Source organism: Kitasatospora sp. NPDC127035, assembly GCF_042726075.1.
GTDB lineage: Bacteria > Actinomycetota > Actinomycetes > Streptomycetales > Streptomycetaceae > Kitasatospora.
Map to the genome: position 1 here is coordinate 202,156 of NZ_JBHXDN010000003.1, position 16,757 is coordinate 218,912.

Annotated in this window: 12 protein-coding genes; 4 read left to right on the forward strand and 8 right to left on the reverse strand. The window is 75.7% G+C overall.

Annotated elements, in window-relative coordinates; genetic code table 11:
* Positions 1–132: 132 nt before the first annotated feature.
* The 6 genes from ACFWIC_RS02875 to ACFWIC_RS02900 form a co-directional block, all read right to left on the reverse strand.
* Positions 133–402: a hypothetical protein gene (locus ACFWIC_RS02875; RefSeq protein ID WP_329877358.1), complete on the reverse strand. Its 270-nt coding sequence runs from the start codon at positions 400–402 to the stop codon at positions 133–135.
* Between the two features lie 269 nt (positions 403–671).
* Positions 672–1,085 (reverse strand): hypothetical protein, encoded by a 414-nt coding sequence (locus ACFWIC_RS02880; RefSeq protein ID WP_380363953.1) that lies wholly within the window; start codon positions 1,083–1,085, stop codon positions 672–674.
* Positions 1,082–3,646: an Hsp70 family protein gene (locus ACFWIC_RS02885; protein WP_329947967.1), complete on the reverse strand. Its 2,565-nt coding sequence runs from the start codon at positions 3,644–3,646 to the stop codon at positions 1,082–1,084. The genes ACFWIC_RS02880 and ACFWIC_RS02885 overlap by 4 nt, the downstream gene beginning before the upstream one ends.
* A gap of 27 nt (positions 3,647–3,673) precedes the next feature.
* Positions 3,674–4,489 (reverse strand): nucleotide exchange factor GrpE, encoded by an 816-nt coding sequence (locus tag ACFWIC_RS02890; protein ID WP_380515277.1) that lies wholly within the window; start codon positions 4,487–4,489, stop codon positions 3,674–3,676.
* A 5-nt stretch (positions 4,490–4,494) separates the two neighbouring features.
* Positions 4,495–4,920, reverse strand: a complete 426-nt coding sequence (locus ACFWIC_RS02895; RefSeq protein ID WP_329877350.1) for a hypothetical protein — start codon at positions 4,918–4,920, stop codon at positions 4,495–4,497.
* A gap of 141 nt (positions 4,921–5,061) precedes the next feature.
* Positions 5,062–9,807, reverse strand: coding sequence for a hypothetical protein (locus ACFWIC_RS02900; protein WP_380515280.1), 4,746 nt, complete (start codon positions 9,805–9,807; stop codon positions 5,062–5,064).
* Positions 9,808–10,008: 201 nt separating this feature from the next.
* Here ACFWIC_RS02900 and ACFWIC_RS02905 point away from each other — a divergent pair, with 201 nt between their 5' ends.
* Entirely contained in the window at positions 10,009–11,808 is a 1,800-nt protein-coding gene (locus ACFWIC_RS02905; protein WP_329877346.1) for a hypothetical protein, read from the forward strand.
* 51 nt (positions 11,809–11,859) lie between these two features.
* Here ACFWIC_RS02905 and ACFWIC_RS02910 read toward each other — a convergent pair whose 3' ends face one another.
* Positions 11,860–12,015 (reverse strand): hypothetical protein, encoded by a 156-nt coding sequence (locus ACFWIC_RS02910; protein ID WP_380362998.1) that lies wholly within the window; start codon positions 12,013–12,015, stop codon positions 11,860–11,862.
* A gap of 222 nt (positions 12,016–12,237) precedes the next feature.
* On the opposite strand from ACFWIC_RS02910, the gene ACFWIC_RS02915 reads away from it, so the two are divergent.
* Positions 12,238–12,819, forward strand: coding sequence for a helix-turn-helix domain-containing protein (locus ACFWIC_RS02915; RefSeq protein ID WP_329947962.1), 582 nt, complete (start codon positions 12,238–12,240; stop codon positions 12,817–12,819).
* 237 nt (positions 12,820–13,056) lie between these two features.
* The gene (locus ACFWIC_RS02920) at positions 13,057–13,563 is read left to right on the forward strand and encodes a hypothetical protein (protein ID WP_329877340.1); all 507 of its coding nucleotides are present in this window, start codon (positions 13,057–13,059) and stop codon (positions 13,561–13,563) included.
* Positions 13,564–13,744: 181 nt separating this feature from the next.
* Here the strand turns inward: ACFWIC_RS02920 and ACFWIC_RS02925 are convergent, their stop codons facing one another.
* The gene (locus tag ACFWIC_RS02925) at positions 13,745–15,109 is read right to left on the reverse strand and encodes an FAD-dependent oxidoreductase (protein ID WP_380363002.1); all 1,365 of its coding nucleotides are present in this window, start codon (positions 15,107–15,109) and stop codon (positions 13,745–13,747) included.
* A gap of 409 nt (positions 15,110–15,518) precedes the next feature.
* Between ACFWIC_RS02925 and ACFWIC_RS02930 the strand changes: the two genes are divergently transcribed.
* Entirely contained in the window at positions 15,519–16,619 is a 1,101-nt protein-coding gene (locus tag ACFWIC_RS02930) for a YncE family protein (RefSeq protein WP_380363004.1), read from the forward strand.
* The last annotated feature ends 138 nt before the right edge of the window (positions 16,620–16,757 follow it).

The following is a 16,757-nucleotide window of genomic DNA, read 5'->3' on the forward strand; positions in this document are numbered from 1 at the left end:
ACCCGCCGGCCCGGGGGGCGCCACCCCCGGTCCCACCGCGCGGGGGACGCGCCCCCCCCCCCCCCCCCGCCGCGGCGGTCCGCCCCTCCTCCGGTCCCGGAGGGGCGGACCGCCGCGGGTTCTTTTCACGGGTCAGTCCCAGTTGACCGAACCGCACTTCCGGCAGATCGTCGGCTGGCCGGCGATGAGGTTGAAAATGGGATTCCAGTCGGCGCCGATCCGGTTGACGACCTCGCTGAAGGTGCCGGGCTTGGCCCCGAAGGCCCTGGCGTTGCTGATCCTGACCTGGTCGGTCACCTGCCGGCAGGCCTTGTTGTCGCAGTAGGCGGACACGGCCTCGCCCACGCCGGTGTTGAGCAGTCGCTTGATGATCGACGACGGGACGGAGATATTCGCGGTCACGGAACCCCCTCGAACGGTTTCTGTCATGCGCAACGCCGAATTCGTTGCGAGAAACTCGACCTGCAAGCAGGTTAACCACACGTGCGGTCGCCCCGAAAGGGAATTCACGAAACACGGAAAACAACGCCCCGGCGCCACTCGGAATTGATTCCCGAATTCCCGCGAACCCGCAACAGGACCGGGACGGCGGCCGAAAAACCCGTGGCCCACCCCCTCCGCGAGGGGGTGGGCCACGGGCCGGACGGACTCGGAAGCGGGCTGCCGGAGCGTCAGTCCGCCGGACGGCGGGCCGCCGCGAGCCGGGCCGAGACGGCCGTGAACAACTCGCGGGCCGGGTGCAGGTCCGGCTCCACCGCCAGCGCCCGCCGCAGCAGCACCAGCGCGGAGGGGCCGTCGCCGGACCGGGCCAGCTCCAGCGCCTCGTTGTAGTCGATCCGCCCGGCGTAGCGCAGCCTCACCAGGGCCGCCAGGTCCTCCCGGCAGGAGGGGCAGCGCAGGGTCTCCGGATCGGCGGGGACGGCGCACTGCGGGCAGGGCACCTCGATCGGCGCGACCGTGTCCGCCGGCCCGTCGCCGGGCGGGGCCTCACCCGGCCACGCGTCACTCACCGGCGCCCCGCCCGCACGCTCCCCGTCCACGGATGCCTCGCCCGCACGCCCCCCGTCCACGGATGCCTCGCTCATCGCGGCCCCGCCTCCTCCGGGCGGACCGGGCCGAGCGACTCGGCCGTCGGCTCGCTGCCCATCTCGCGCTGCGCCTCCGCGTACAGCTGCAGCAGGGCCGAGGTGTGCCGGTTCGCCGCCTCCATGTTGGCCGACTCGACCGCCGAGTCCAGGCCGCGCAGCTCCGCCATGATCCGCTGGGCCAGGGCCGGCGAGACCAGGTTCTGGTTGACGTAGACGTTGCACATGGTGAGCATCCGGAAGGTGTGCCCGAGCGAGTCGCACAGCTCGTCCGCGCGGGCGGCGGCGGCCATCGCGCCCTCCCAGTCGGCCGCCTCCCGGCGCAGCCGCAGCTCCGCGGCCACCGAACGGAGCCGGTCCAGGTCGCTCGGATCGAGGTGCTTCTCGCAGTAGTGCAGGAACAGGCTCAGGTACGCCTCCGAACCGCGCACCCAGCGCTGGGCCTTGAGCTGGCGCTGGGCCCGCTCCAGGGCCTCGTCCACCGACTGGCCACGACTCTGGCCGGCGGCCAGGTCGTCGAGGGTGTCCATCAGCCGCTGCGCGTCGCGCATCTCGGCCTCGGTGAGCTCGGTGCCCCAGCGGTCGGTGAAGCTCTCGATCTGCCGCTGCTGCTCCTCCACCTGGACCTTCAACTCCGGGTCGAGGGTGACGCGTTCCAGCTTGACCGTCTTCTCGCCGCCGCCCTGGATGCGTACCGAGAGGGTGATGGTGCGGTCCCGGTCGAGGCCGAAGGAGACGTCGATCGGGGTACGGCCACCGAGTCCGGCCGGCAGGCGCAGGGTCAGGTGCCCGATCAGCTCGTTCCGCTGGGCGGTCTCGTGCTCGCCCTCGTAGACGGCGACCTCCAGCCGCTGGCGCCCGCTGCCGGAGACCACGAACTGCCGGCTGACCGGCGAACTCGTTGGGTAGCTGGTGTTCTTGGGGATGATGACGGCGAGACGGCCGTCGTTGAGCTCGATGCCGAGGTTCTTCGGGGTGATGTCGAAGGGGTTGGTGACCTGCATCAGCTCGCCGCAGCCCGTACACACCTCGACGCCGGGCGGGTTGACGATGCCGCAGGATGCGCAGCGCAGGCCCATGTCCTCGGCGGCGGACGGGCCCACCCGGGTGTTCCCCGGGGCGGCGGAGTTCAGCGCCTCCCCGCAGAGTTCGCAGGAGGTGACGCCGGGGGCCGCCGGGGTGCCGCAGCGGGGGCAGTTGTCGCTCCGGACGACGGTGGCGGCCCGGGACGGCTGCGGGGCCGCACCGCCGGCCGAACCCGCCATTTCCTGACCGCACTTGGGGCACTCGGAGGCCGCGGTGTCCACCGGGACGTGGCAGCCGGGGCAGGAGATCCGGTCGCCGCCCAGCAGCGAGGTCGCGCAGTTGGAGCAGGCCGAGGCGGCCAGGTCCGCGGGGGCCCGGCACTCCGGGCACTCCACCTCGCCGACCAGCGCGGACTGGACGGCCGCGCCGAGCGCCACGCACTGCATCGGGTTGACGCCGCGGCGGACCCGCCGGGGCCCGAACACCTCGCCCAGCCGGCGCGCCACCAGCGGGATCGAGGTGGAGCCGCCGACCAGCAGCACCTCGTCGATGTCCCCGACGGTGAGGTTGGCCTGCATGATGGCCTTGTGGGTCAGTTCGATGGTGCGCTCGATCTGGGCCTCGATCAGCTCCTCGAAGCGGGCCCGTTCGAACTCCGTCTCCAGCACCAGCTGACCGGCGCCGAGGCCCGGCAGGATGACCTCCGAGGCCTCCTGGTGGGACAGTTCGATCTTGACGGTCTCCGCCGTGGACGCGATCTTGGGCCGGTCCCGCAGGTCGGGCTGGTAGTCGGAGCCGTACTCGGCCCTGATGTCCTCCAGCAGCGCGGTGGTGATGGCGCGGTCGAAGTCGTCGCCGCCGAGCAGGTTGTCGCCCTCGATGCCGAGGACCGACACCGAGCCGGGCACCAGCAGCAGGATCGAGATGTCGAAGGTGCCGCCGCCGAGGTCGTAGACGAGGACGGTCCGGCCGTCGACCCCGGCCTCGGCCGTGATCCCGTAGGCGAGGGCGGCGGCCGTGGGTTCGTTGATGACCCGCAGCACGTGCAGGCCGGCCATCCGGCCCGCCTCCTGGGTGGCCGCGACCTGGCGCTCGCCGAAGTAGGCGGGGACGGTGATGACGGCCCGGTGGAAGGGCTCGCCGAACCGCTGCTCGGCGTCCTCCTTGAGCCGGTGCAGGATGATCGCGGAGATCTCGATCGGGGTGTAGGAACGGCCGTCGAACCAGACGTTGACGTCGCCGTCGGCGCCCGCGGTGACCCGGTAGTCCAGCTCGCCGAGGGCGGCCTGGACCTGGGGGTCCTTGAACTTCCGCCCCATGAAGCGCTTGACCGAACGGATCACGTTCTCGCCGTCGAGGGCGAGGCGGCTGCGGGCGGTGGAACCGACCAGCAGTTCCCCCTTGCGGCCGCGGCCGACGACGGAGGGTGTGGCCTCCTGGTTCTGCCGGTTGAAGACGATCTCCGGCTCGCCGCGGCGCAGGTGGGCCACCACGGAGTTGGTGGTGCCCAAGTCGATACCGAGTGTGCGGTACATGTCGTTCCCCTCTTGCCCCTCGTGTTCCTAACGCTTCTTCCGCTTGCGCCGGTTGGCCGCCGGACCGCCTCTGGTGCTCCCGGTCCTGGTCCGCCTCGCCTGCTCGGGGGCGGCCGGCGGTTCGGGAGACGTCCGTTCGGCGGCCGGCGGTTCGACCGCGGCGGCGCCGGTTGCGGCGGCGGGTCCGGCGGGTCCGGCGACGCGCGGGTCGGCGAGCGGGTCGGCGAGCGGGTCGGCGCCGGCGGTCCCGGCGGCAGGCTGCGGCACGTACACGGTGTCGTCGTCCGCATCGACGCCGGTACCGGCCCCGGTACCGGCCGCGGGCCCCTGCCCGGAGCCCGGCCCCGGCTCCCACGGCACGTGCTCCGCCGGCGCGGGCACGTGCGCGGCCACCACGACCTGGGCCCGGCGCAGCACCTCGTCCCCCCAGAAGAAGCCGGTGACGACGGTCTCCACCACCGTCTCCGGCTCCACACCGCGCCTCGGCTCGCTGCCCACGATCTCGGTCAGCGCCGGGTCCGCCGCGAGCCCGTCCAGCCGCATCGGCCGCACCCCGGCCTTGGCGAGCTTGCCCAGCAGCCGGCGGCGGGTGGCCTCGATGCCGCCGCCCCGGCCCAGGAGCACCAGTTCACGGTCCAGCCCCAGCGACGCCAGCGCGTCGTCCACCTCGACCAGGGCTGCGATCAGCTCCCGCTGGGCGGCCTTGGCCGCCTGGGCCTCCTCGGCCCGGCGGCGCTGCAGCATCGAGGCCCGGAAGAGCAGTTGGCCGAAGGCCTGGGGCAGGTCGACCTCCAGGGCCCGCTGCGGGACCTCCAGCGGCTTGCGCGGCTCGGGCGTCGTCACGTGGTTCACTCCGGGATCTCGATCTGCGGCAGCACCGACAGGTCGGCGGCGAAGCGGGCGGGGACGGCGGGCTCGGGGTCGACCCCGGCCGGGGCGGGCTCGGCGAAGTCCGCGGCCAGCTCGGCCCCGTGCAGCACGAGCAGCGAGGAGACGGGCGGCAGCGGCGGCCGGTCGATCACCAGCAGGGGTTCGTTCAGCGCGGGTGCCAGCAGGCCGGCCGCCTGGTCCACCGGCTCGGGCGGCAGCGGTTGTTGGAGGTCGAGTTCCAGCCGCCGGTCCGGGTTGCGGAGCTGCGCCGCGGCCTCCTGGATCTGCTGACGGCTGAAGCGGCCGGCCCGCATGGCGGGCCCTACGGCGAGGTTGATCTCGCGCACGCCGGCCGAGAGCGGGACGCCCAGGACCTCGTACGGTGACGGTTCGTGCAGTGGCATGGCGAGGGTCGTCTCTCCTTCTCTCCTCCGGGCGGACGGCCGGGCCGCGTCTGACGGCCGGGCCGCGCCGACCGGTCGCCCCGGCGGCCGGGGCCCCGGGTGACCGGGCGGCCCCGGCCACCGGACGGCGGGGTGGTGGCCTCAGTAGAGCGAGCTGATCTTCTTCTGGAGCTTCTTCAGCTCCCGGTCGTCGGGGCAGTACTGGACGGCCGTCTTGACCAGCTCCCGGGCCTGCCGGAACTCCCGCAGGTTGGCCCGGGCGACGGCGTAGCTGCCGTACACGACGCCGAGCTCCCGGTGGAGCTTGGCCGTCTCCTCCTGCGAGGGGGAGAACTCCAGCGCCTGCTCCAGCAGTCTGGTGGACTCCAGGTAGCGCGTGGCCTCGAACAGGTCGGCCGCCTCGCTGCGCCAGACCCCGACCATCAGCTGGCGGATGTCGACGGAGTCGTCGAACGACCGCGCCTTGCGGAGGATCGCGGCGCGCTCGGAGAACGGGCGGCCGGTCATGTCGTCGAGCATGTGGTTGGCCAGCATCACCGAGACCCTGCGGCGCGACTCGTGCCCGGTCTCACCCGTCCACTCCGGATCGGCCTCCAGGGCCGCGGTCATCCGGCTGACGGCGAGGGCGGCCTTGTCGGCCATCGCGGCGTGACGGGCCAGGTGGCGCATCACGAAGACGTAGCCGAGCAGGTGGTCGGCGTCCGGGTTGAGCGCGTGCAGCTCCTTCCAGAGCTCGGCCGCCTCCAGCAGGTCGGCCTCCGGGGCGTCGGCCTCGGTCAGGGCGCCGGCCCGGTTGCCGAGCACGGCCTCCAGGAAGTGCCGGGCCGTCGGGTCCTCGGGGGCGAGGGCCATGCCCTTGCGGAGCAGCGCCAGGGCGCGGAAGTAGTCCTTGTTCTCGTTGTTGATCTTGCGGGCCCACTGGGCGTAGGTCGCGCCGAGGTCGCCGCGCACCTCGGGGTGGTCCGGAGCCAGCTCCAGCGCCTGTTCCAGCAGCTTCGCCGCCCCTTCCTGGTCGTCGTCGCTGGCCTTGAGCAGGGCGCGGGCCGCGCGCACGCCGGACTCGGCGGCGATGTCGGCGACGTCCGAGGGGAGTTCGACGCCCGGGACGGTCCGGACCCGGGCCAGGCAGTCCAGCGCCTCGCGCCACTCCTGGTGCCGGTGGTGCTCCCGGGCCTGGCCGACCAGTGCCTCGGTCAGCAGGTCGCGCCAGGCTTCGCCGCGATCGCCGCCGGCTATCGCGTCCAGGGCGCTGACGGCGGCGGACTGGCGTCCCTGGAGCAGCAGGTAGCGCTGCGGGCCGAGCTCGTCGAACAGGCCGAGCGACTGGCCGAGCGGGTGGTTCTCCTCACCCCGCCAGGCCCGCACCGCACGGTTGAACTGCCGCTCCCACAAGGGGATCCCGGGCTCGTCGCAGAGTTCCCGGTGGAGCAGGGGGCCGATCACGAGGCGCCGGAGCGGGCGGTCCGGCAGGGTGATCCGCGCGTCCTCCCCCGCGAAGGCGGCGGCGCAGTGCGTCTCCATACCGAGGCGCACGGTCCAGGCGTCCAGCTCGTCGCCGCTTCGGCCGCGGGTCACGTCCAGCTCGCGCAGGTCCGTACGGAGCCGGTCGAGGAGCGCGGTCCGGGCGGCGGCGACGCGCTGCTCCTCGGCCGGGCGGCCGGTGACCCGGGCGACCTCCGCCCAGAGGTCGGGCAGGTGCAGGGCCGCGGTCAGGCAGCCGACGGTCCAGGCCCAGAGCTGCTCGTCGGCGAGCGGGGCGGCGCCGCCGGGGGCCGCGCTCCCCGCCCCCTCGGTGGTGGACCCGGCCCCGGACGCGGACACCGACGCGGACACGGCGCCGGGCGCGGCGAGCCGGTAACCGGCCAGGCCCAGCGCGTGGAGCAGCCGGGGGTGGGCGGGATCCTTGAGCAGCAGCGCCCGGTAGCCCTCCCAGGCCTCCCGGTGCCGGCCGTCCACCGCGTGCTGCCGGGCCTCGTGCTCGGCCAGCAGGCCGAGGGCGGCGGCGGCCTGCGGGTGGTCCGGTACCGGCTCCAGCGCCCGGCGCAGGTCCGCGGCGGCCCGGCCCGCCTCCCCCGCCTCCAGCGCGGCCGCCGCCCGGCGGATCAGCACGGCCGCGCGCTCCCGGCCGGCCGTGTCCGGGAGCTGGGCCAGGGCGGCGTCCAGCAGCCCGAGTTCGGCGCGCAGCAACGCGAGGTCGAACCGGACGGGTGCGGCGGCGGGGCTGTCGCCGAGCGCCTCGGCCCAGTCCGCGAGCACGTCCTCGGCCTGTTCGGGGAGTCCGGCCCGGCGGGCGCAGTCCAGCACCGCGCGCAGCGCGGGGGCCGCGCAGTGGACGCACCGCGGCGAGGCGGCGGAGCCGGGCCGGTGCAGGTGTGCGGCGCAGCCCTCCCGGCCGCAGCCGCCGCAGGTCGCGGTCGCGGGGGCTTCGCAGGTGGTGCAGGTGCCGGACGGCGGGCCCGCGGGGTCGGGATCCGTGGCGGACGCGGACCGGGGGCCGGGTACGGTCCCGGAGACGGCAGCGGACCGGGCCGCGGGGACGGCGGGGCCGGACCGGGTGTCCGGCTCGGACCGGGCGCCGGGGGCGGCCGGCGCCGAGAGGAAGTGCCGGTGCCACTCCAGCGCCCCGGACCAGTTGCCGGCCCGTTCGGCGAGCAGCGCCCGGAGCCGGGCGACGCCCGGGTCGCCGGCCGGGTCGGGTTCGAGCGGCGCGAGCAGGGCGATCGTCTGGACCGGGCGGCCCGTCAGCAGGGCGACGGCGGCCAGGTGGTAGCGGTCGCGCGGTGCGGCGGCGGCCTCCAGCAGGCCGCCCGTCCGCTCGGCCGAGCCCTCGGCCAGGGCCAGCGCGGCCCGCAGCCGGTTCCGCCGCAGCAGGGCGACACCGGGCGCGGGGGTGAACGCGGGCGCCGGTGTCGCGGGCCCGGCGCCCGCCGCCGCCCCGACCGGGGCCGGCGCGCCGGTCGGGTCCGCCTGCGGCAGGACCCGACCGAGGACCAGCGGCGCTTCGGCCGGCCGTCCCGACGGACCGGAGCCCGGAGCCGGGCCCGTCGCCGGGGGCGGCCCCAGCACGACCGTGCCCGTCCGGGGCGTCGCCGGTCCGGCCGGCGGCGCCCCGCCGACGGAGGCCCCCTCGGGGGAGGCCCCGCCGGACCGGGGCGCCGGGAGCGCCTCCACCGGCAGCGAGTCGGCCAGGTCGAGCGCGGCGCCGGCCCGGTCCCGGTCCTCGGCCCGGTCCCGTCCGGTGACCAGCAGGTGGGCGGCCTCGCGCAACGCGGCCTCGGCCAGCGCCACCGGGTAGCCGGGTGCGGCCGGGTCGTCCGCGGCGGCCCGCTGCCACAGCTCGCGGGCCGCCACCGGGTCGGTGGCGAGCCGCTCACGGGCCAGCCGGTCGCGCAGCAGCGCCAGCCGGTCCAGCAGGTCGGCCGCGCGCAGGGGCTCCCAGCGTTCGAGCGCACCGGCCGGGTCGCCGGTCCGGGCCAGGGCCAGGCCGTGGTGGAAGGCGGCGATCTGCCCCCAGCGGGAGTCCGTCCCGGACTCGGCGCGCAGCAGCGGTTCCGCCTCCGCCGTCCGTCCGGCCGCGAGCAGCGCCGCGCCGAGCCTGACCCGCGCGGGGCGCCAGCCGGGCGTGAGGGCGAGCGCCGCCTGGTAGTCGACGGCGGCCTCGGCCGGGTGCCCGGCGCGTTCGTGCACCAGGGCGAGTCCGAGCCGGGCGGGGGCGAACGAGGGCCGGGCGGCCAGCGCGGCGGTGAACTGTTCCTGGGCGCGGTCGTCGGCGCCGAGCAGCAGGGCGAGCCGCCCGAGCGCGTACCGGGGGCGCGGGTCCGCGGGGGCCTCGGTGGCGGCGGCGTTGAGGTCGGCCCAGGCCGCCCCGGTGTCGCCCAGGCGCTGCTGGGCGAGGCCGCGGAAGAGCAGGATCTCGGCCCGCAGGGCGGTGCCCCGGGACCACGGGGAGGTCTCGCCCGGACCGCGTCGCAGCGCCTCGTCGAGGGCGGCCACGGCCGGGGTGTCCTGGTGCAGGGCGTAGAGCTGGGTGCCCCAGCGGAACCAGAGTTCGCCGCTGCCACCGGGGGCGGCGGCGGCGAGCAGCGGTTCGGTCTCGGCCGCCCGGTCGGCCAGTGCGCGCAGCAGCGCGGCACGGGCCAGCACCGGCCACTCCCGGTTCGGGAGGGCGGCCATCGCCTGGGCGGTCGCGGTCTCCCGCCACTCGGGTGCGCCCTCCCGGCAGAGACGTTGCAGCCAGTCCAGGGCCAGGGCGGCCGTCGCGGCGTCGGCGCCCGCCTCGGCCGTCAGGTCGAGCGCCCGCCCGGTGTCCGGAACGGCGCCGGGCACGCCGGTCCGCACGCCGCCCTGCACACCGTTCTGCGTGACGCCCCGGCCGGTGACCGGTCCGGCGACCGGCTCGGTGACCGGCTCGGTCCCGTCTGCGGTCCCGCGCACGGCCGCCCCGGCCGCCGCCGGTTCCATCGCCCGGAGGAAGGCGAGCAGCGGCCCGAGTTCACCGTCCGGGGCCTGCATCCGTTCCTCGGCCATCCGCCGCAGGCTCCACCGGGGGAGCTGCCGGGCCGGGTCGGACAGCAGGGGGAACGCCTCGCGGTGCAGCGCGGACGTGGCCGCGGCGTCCCCGGCCGCGGTGGCCGCCTCGGCCTGTCCGAGCAGGGCGAGGCCGCGCTGGGGCCGGAGCGCCTCGGGCGCCGCCGCCAGCCGCTTGGCCAGCCGGGCGTACCGGCGGCGGGCACGCTGCGGCTTGCCGGCCGCGAGCTGGGCGGCGGCCCGGCTGAGCGCCGTCGCCACCGACGCCGGGTCATGGGCCTGTCGGCGGCGGACGAGGACGGTGCCGCCCGCGCCTGCCAGTGCCGCCACGACCAGCAGCAGCACCACGAGCTGCGCCATGCACTGTCCCCCTGCAGTCCGGAATCCGCCCAGTTCATGATCAACATCCTTCTGTCGATCACGAGTTGACGGCTCTTCATGATGTTGCTCGGTGGCCATCAGGATAGGCCCTCTTCAGGGCGGACGAACAGAAAAGAGCACTATCCTGAGTTCCGCGAAAGACCGACGGCGAGTCGGTGCCGGTCGTCGGTCGGGGGTCGAGTGTCACAGTCGCGTTGGGTTCCCGGGCTCCGGTTCGGGCCGGAGTTCGACCCCGAGCAGTACGAACTCCTGGAGTTCCACCACCGGGGCGGCGAGGCCGAGGTCTGGCGGGCCGTCCGCACCGGCCACAGCGGCCTCAAGGAGCTGGTCGCCGCGAAGATCATGCTGGAGCGCGACCCCTCCGAGGTGCGTCGCTGGCTCGGACGCTGGGACGACGTCTCGCACAACGCCCACCGACTGGGCGTCAACGACCTGGTGGTGCCCAGCTTCCTGCTCGGCCCCTCCCCGCACCGGCCGGGCAGCCGGCCGACCGGCGGACTGCTCGGCTACCAGATCTCGCCCTGGGTCGAGGGCGTGCCGCTGCACACCTGGGCCCGCACCAACCGCGGCGGACTGCCCGCCGCGGCCGAGGTGCTGGCCCGGCTCTGCCTGATCGTCGACGAGTTGCACCGCAAGCGCTGGGTGCACCGGGACATCTCCCCCGCCAACGTCCTGGTCGACGGCGAGGGCCAGGTCAAGCTCATCGACCTCACCTTCCTCGCGCCGCTCGACCACGCACTCACCGTCGCAGTGTTCACCCCCGGGCACGTCCCGCCGGAGGCCGAGCGGGTCGGCGGGTTCCCGACCACCGCCAAGGACCTGTTCGCCGTCGGGACCCTGGCCCGGACCCTGCTGCTGCCCGAGCACGGACGGCTCGACCACCGGCTCGCCGCCGACCAGGCCCGGAGCGAGCTGCTGGCCGCCGGGTTCGGCGAGGACCTCGCCCAGTGGGCCTGTGAACCGCTCGCCCGCGAACCGGACCGCCGGCCCGCCCCGCTCGGTCCGTGGGCCGCGCGCGGACGCGAACTCCTGCGCGCCCACCGGACGATGCCGCGCACCTCCTGCCTGGCCGTCCTGCCGGACGCGGCCGGCCGGCCGCTGCTGGTCGCCGGCGGCGCCGACGGGGTGGTGTTCGCCGGCCCGGGCCTCGCCGGGCACCGGCCCCCGCCCGGCCCCGGGCCGCGCGCCGTCCGCACCCTGGTCTGCGGCTGGGCCGGGCCGCAGGCCGAACTCGTGGTGTTCGCCGAGGACCAGACCGGCACCCTCTGGGTCGGCAACGCGGCGGGCTGGTGGGAGGCCGCCCGCGGTGTCGGCGGGCTCGCCGGGGCGGTCAACTCGGCCGGCGAGCTGGCCGTGTGGACGGCCTCCGGCGGCACCCTGCGCTCGTACCGCTGGGCGCCCGGCCTCACCCTGACCGGCCAGGAGCTGGCCGGCTGCCCGGCCGACCGCGTCCTGGCCGCCATGGAGGAACGGCCGGGCGTCTGGCTGCTCCTCGTCGAACACCGGGAACGGCTGCTGCGCTGGCGGGTGGGGGCGGAGGAACGGCCCGAGCCGCTGGGCCGCCCCGGCCCGGTGCGGGCCGGGGCGCTCGCCCGCTCCTCGGCCGGCCCGCAGGCCGCCGCACTGCGCCGGGACGGCTCGGTCCAACTGCACGGCGCCGACCCGGCCGGGGCGGCGAGCGAGATCGGCGACGGCGAACCGGCGCTCGACGTCGCGATGGCCGGACACCGCGGCGGCCCGACCGTCGCCCTGGCCGGCGAGGGCGGCGTACGGCTGCGCCTGCCGGCCGTCGGCAGCTCCCGCCGCCCCCGCTGGTGGCGGCCGACGCTGCGCCCGGCCACCCAGGTCGCACTGGCCGTCGGCGACGACTGGCGGCTCTGCCTGGCCGCCGTGGTGGAGGGCGAACTCCATTGCTGGCACGAGGACTCCGGCTACCGCTGGCAGCCGGTCACGCTCCCCGGCCAGGGCGGGGAGGACTGAGCCCCCCACGAGGACCCGGCCCCGGGCGGCCCCGCCCGGTGCGCCCCGGAGCTACCGCCCGGTGCCGCCCGGGGAGCGACGGCGGACACGGCGGTCGCAGCGGATCCGAGCGTCCCGGCGGTCCCCCGTGCCACCGGTGCCCGGGACCGCGCGGGCGTCGGGGGCGTCGGGGGTGTCCGCGACGTCCCAGGCCGTGTCGTGCGTCATCAGGGCTCCTCGGTTCCTCGCGAGCGCGCCGTCCCGGCGCAGGGCCTACGGGAGGGCCCGAACGGGCACGACCCGACCGGGGACACATCCGGAGAGCCTCTCCGTTTCCCCCGGACCTACGATACGGAGAACCTCTCCGCTTGACCACCCACCCAGGGCCGGGACGCCGGCCCCGACCCCCGACCCGCCGACCGCCCACCCCTTGGAGACCAGAACCCGCCGATGCCCACGACCCAGCGCACCGACGCCCGACGCAACCGCGAACGCCTCCTCGACGCAGCCCACGAGGCCTTCGCCGAGGCGGGCGCCGACGCCTCGCTCAACGACATCGCCCGGCGGGCCGGCGTCGGCCCGGGCACCCTCTACCGGCACTTCCCCACCCGGTCCGCACTGCTGGCCGCCGTGCTGCACGAACGCATCGAACGCCTCTGCGCCCACGCCGACCACCTGATCGAGACCCGGCCCGCCGACGAGGCCCTCGCCGAATGGCTCCGCGCCTTCATCGCCCACAACCTCGCCTACCACGGCCTCGCCAGCGCGCTCTTCCTCGAAGCCCCCGACACCCTCAACGCCAACTGCCACGAGGACATCAGGAACGCCGGAGCCGCCGTCCTCACCCACGCCCAGCGGTCCGGCACCGCCCGCCCCGACCTCTCGGCCCCCGAACTCCTCCTGCTCGCTCTCGGCATCGCCCTCACCACCGCCCGCCCCGCCTCGCGGCCCGCCCCGGCCGGAACCCCCACCCCCGACCGCCTCCTCGCCCTCCTCCTCGACACGGTCCACCCCCGGCCGCACACCCCCTGAACCGGCGACGCCGTCGACGCCCCCGACCCGCCCGGCCGCCACCCCGGCGATCCGGAGTACGGGGTTCACCTGCCGGTCCCGGGCCGGGAAAGCTATAGTCGGCAACGTAGTCGCGAACATGACAAAAGAGTGCCGCGCTCCCACCCGGCGCCGGCGCCCGTCCCGGCAGGCCGTAGATTCGCACTCCACCGCTCCACGCCCCGCTCCCCAGCCCGTTCCGCTCATCGGAGGTCACCCGTGGCCCGGCTGCATGTCCGTACCGGCATCAACCCCGACGACCCGGACGCGCCCGTGGTGGCGCTGCTCGTCGACCCGGAAGGCCCGCCCGGCGAGCAGGCCGTCGCGAAACTGGGCTGGTACGGGCACGAGGGGGACGGCGCGCTCTTCCTGCTCCCGACCGACGGGTGGGCGGAACACGCCCTCGACGGGGACCGGCTGGCCGTCGAGGTCGCCGTCTACCCGTTCACGCTGGAGCAGATCGGGGCCGACCCGGCGGACTTCCCGGCGCGCTCGCCGATCGTCCCGGAGGCGACGCTGGTGCTGCGCGCCGAGACGGCGGTGGACCCCGCGCTGTACGCGCGGGCCGCCGACACCGGAACCGCCGTCTTCACGGCCGCACCGGACCGCACCCTCGACGAGGTGCTCGCCGGCGACGACGCCTGGCCGGTCCTGCTCTCCCCGCCGCCGGCGCCGGACGCCGACGCTCCGGACGACCTGCCGGACCCGGACCACCTCCGGGGCTGACCGGGCGGCGCCGACCGGCCTCCCCCGCGCCGGCGCCCCGGCACCCGTCGGGGCGGACGCGGCCCGAGGACCTGACGACCGGATCCGGAGGCCGGGGCCTGCGAACGGACCCGGCGAACGGATCGGGCCCGACGACCGGAACCGGTCGCCGGGCCCGCGGACCGGGGGCACGCCGTCCCGGCTACGCCCCGCTGCTGCGCAGCATGTCCTCCCGCTCCACGACCTTGACCCGCTCGCGCCCCTCCGCCGCACCGAGCGCGCGCTCGTGTGCGTCGAGCAGCTGCCAGCCCTCCCAGGTGGTGAAGCGGACGCCCCGCTCGCGCAGGTGCGCGAGGACCGCGTCGGGCTCGGGCTCGACGGCGCCGGGGAGGCGGCCCTCGGCCCGGTCGGCGAGCAGGCAGGCGACCGTCTCGTTGGCGTCGCCCTTGGTGTGTCCGATGAGGCCGACCGGGCCGCGCTTGATCCAGCCGGTGACGTACGTGGCGGCCTGGTGCGAGCCGTCGGCCGCGAGCACCCGGCCGGCCGCGTTCGGGACGGTGCCGGACACCGGGTCGAACGGCAGCTTGGGCAGCTCGTCCGAGTAGTAGCCGATCGCCCGGTAGATCGCCCGGACGTCCCAGTCGGTGTGCCGGCCGGTGCCGCGCACGTTGCCGGTGCCGTCGAGTTCGGTGCGCTCGGTGCGCAGCCCGATCACCTTGCCGTCGGCGCCGAGCACCTCCACCGGGGACTCGAAGAAGTGCAGGAAGATCCGGTGCGGGCGGTCGCCGACGTCGCGGATCGCCCAGTTCTCGATGGTCGAGGCGACCATGTCGACGTGCTTGGCGCCGCGCCGCTCGGCGATCGAGCCCTCGTCGTAGTCGATGTCCTCGGGGGCGACGATCACCTCGATGGTCGGCGAGTGGTCGAGCTCGCGCAGCTCCATCGGGCTGAACTTGGCCTGGGCGGGTCCGCGCCGGGCGAAGACGTGCACCTCCAGGGCCTTGTTGCGGCGCAGGCCCTCGTGGACGTTCGGCGGGATCTCGGTGGGGAGCAGCTCTTCCGCGGTCTTGGCGAGGATGCGGGCCACGTCCAGCGCGACGTTGCCCGCGCCGAGCACGGCGACCTTCTCGGCCTCCAGCGGCCAGGTGCGCGGCACGTCCGGGTGGCCGTCGTACCAGGAGACGAAGTCGGCCGCCCCGTAGGAGCCTTCGAGTCCGACACCGGGGATGTCGAGCGCCCGGTCCGCCATCGCGCCGGTGGAGAAGACCACCGCGTCGTAGAAGCGGTGCAGGTCGTCGAGCGTGACGTCGGCCGGGTAGTCGACGTTGCCGAAGACCCGGATCTGCGGCTTGCTCAGCACCTGGTGGAGCGCCGTGACGATCCCCTTGATCCGCGGGTGGTCGGGCGCCACGCCGTACCGGATCAGCCCGAAGGGCGCGGGCATCCGCTCGAAGAGGTCGACCGAGACCCCGGGCTGCTGGGCGGCGTCGGACTTGAGCAGGGCGTCAGCGGCGTAGATTCCGGCGGGGCCGGCGCCGACTATCGCGACTCGGATCGGACGGGACATGGCGGGGCGATCCTCCGAACGGGAACACGGACGGGCGGGCAGGAGGGCGAGGGCGACCCCACGACCAGCCAACACGGGTGGTACGTGCCGACAGTAGTCGGTGTGGATCTATGAGGTCATAGAGCTGACCTATGGCCGGTTCGGGAACTTCCCGGCGCCCCGGGCCCCGCCTCCGGACCGCGGCCCCGTCGGCCTCGGCCCCGGCCCCGGCCCCGGCCTCGGCCCCGACACCGACACCGGACCGACCGGGTGCGATCGAGCCATGCCCGCGTGGCCGGCCGGCCACGCCCCGCCCCCGTCCGCACGAGGGCCGGAAACCGCCCCCGGAACGCCCTCCCGGTGCCCTAGCCTGACCCTCGCACCACGACATGATGTCTAGACCACAGGGTGGGGAATCATGAATTCGCGCGTGTCAAAGGCCCGTTGGACGGGCTCGCTGGTGGCCTCGGCCGTCCTCCTGCTGACCGGCGCGGGCGCCGGGGCGGCCGTCGCCGACACCGTACCGGGTACGCCCGGCGGCCACGACGGTACCGCCATCGGGTGGCGGGCGCTGGGGCTGGCGGTCGGTCCGGAGGGGAACAGGGCCTACGTCGTGGCGTCCGACCGGGCCGGCAGCCGGACCCCGGTCGTCCTGCGGACGGTCGACACCCGGTCCGGCGCGGTGGTCGCCGAACTGCCGCTGGCGGACGACGGCACCGCCGGGCGGCCCGTGGTGAGCCAGGACGGCCGGCGCCTCTACGTCCTGGTGTCGGACCACCTGGTCGCCGTCGACCCGGCCGCCAACACCGTGGTGGCCCGCACTCCCGCACCGGACCAGCCCAGGCCGGCCGGCTGGTCGGCGGGCGGCCTGACCGACCTGGCGGTCAGCCCCGACGGATCCAAGGTCTACGTCGACCAGTACGGTCCGCAGCTCCACGGCCAGGGCGTGCGGCCGGGCCGGGTGCTGGTGTTCGGCACCCAGCAGGGCGCCTTCACCGCGACCGTGCCGCTGCGCGGCCACGCGGTCGACGCCATCGCCCTGCAGCCGGGCGGTGCCGGCGCCTACGTCTCCACCGACGCCGGTCTGGAACACCTCGACACCACCGCGCCCGTCCCGACCGTGCTGCGCACCGTCGAGAGGATCGGCGCCACCAAGGAGCTGGCCGCCTCCCCCGACGGCCTGCACGTGTACGCCCTGGGCGCCCAGGTCAACGCCGGGACCGGCTACGCGGTCGACACCGTCAACGACACGGCCCGGCCCGTCTTCACCTTCGCCGACGGACCGGTCGACCTCCACTACGTGGCGGTCGGCACGGACGGCGGCCGAATCCACGTGCTCAAGGACGGCTGGACCCCGCGCGCCTCGGTGCTCGCCTACGACACCGCGACCAACGCCGGCCTCCCCGGCGAGACGCTCACCGGCTTCGGCCTGGACGGGGTCTCCGCGACCGCCCTCGCCCCGGGCGGGCACACCCTCTACCTGGCCGGAATTCGCGGCGACTCCTCGTACCTGAAGACCGTCAGGTTCTGACGACCCGCCCCGCGGGGCGGTGGCGGTGGGGGGGGGGCGGGGGGGGAAGGAGGCGCGGGCCCGCCCCCCCCGCAACCCCCCGCCCCCCCCCCCCCCCCCGCCCCCCGCCCCCCGGGGGAGTAAAAAAAAAAAAAAAAC

What these genes read in the sequence shown, in the direction of transcription:
- ACFWIC_RS02880 (WP_380363953.1), bottom strand. Translation starts at nt 1,085, where the DNA reads ATGAGCGAGGCATCCGTGGACGGGGGGCGTGCGGGCGAGGCATCCGTG.
- ACFWIC_RS02885 (WP_329947967.1), bottom strand. Translation starts at nt 3,646, where the DNA reads ATGTACCGCACACTCGGTATCGACTTGGGCACCACCAACTCCGTGGTG.
- ACFWIC_RS02895 (WP_329877350.1), bottom strand. Translation starts at nt 4,920, where the DNA reads ATGCCACTGCACGAACCGTCACCGTACGAGGTCCTGGGCGTCCCGCTC.
- ACFWIC_RS02900 (WP_380515280.1), bottom strand. Translation starts at nt 9,807, where the DNA reads ATGGCGCAGCTCGTGGTGCTGCTGCTGGTCGTGGCGGCACTGGCAGGC.
- ACFWIC_RS02910 (WP_380362998.1), bottom strand. Translation starts at nt 12,015, where the DNA reads ATGACGCACGACACGGCCTGGGACGTCGCGGACACCCCCGACGCCCCC.
- ACFWIC_RS02915 (WP_329947962.1), top strand. Translation starts at nt 12,238, where the DNA reads ATGCCCACGACCCAGCGCACCGACGCCCGACGCAACCGCGAACGCCTC.
- ACFWIC_RS02925 (WP_380363002.1), bottom strand. Translation starts at nt 15,109, where the DNA reads ATGTCCCGTCCGATCCGAGTCGCGATAGTCGGCGCCGGCCCCGCCGGA.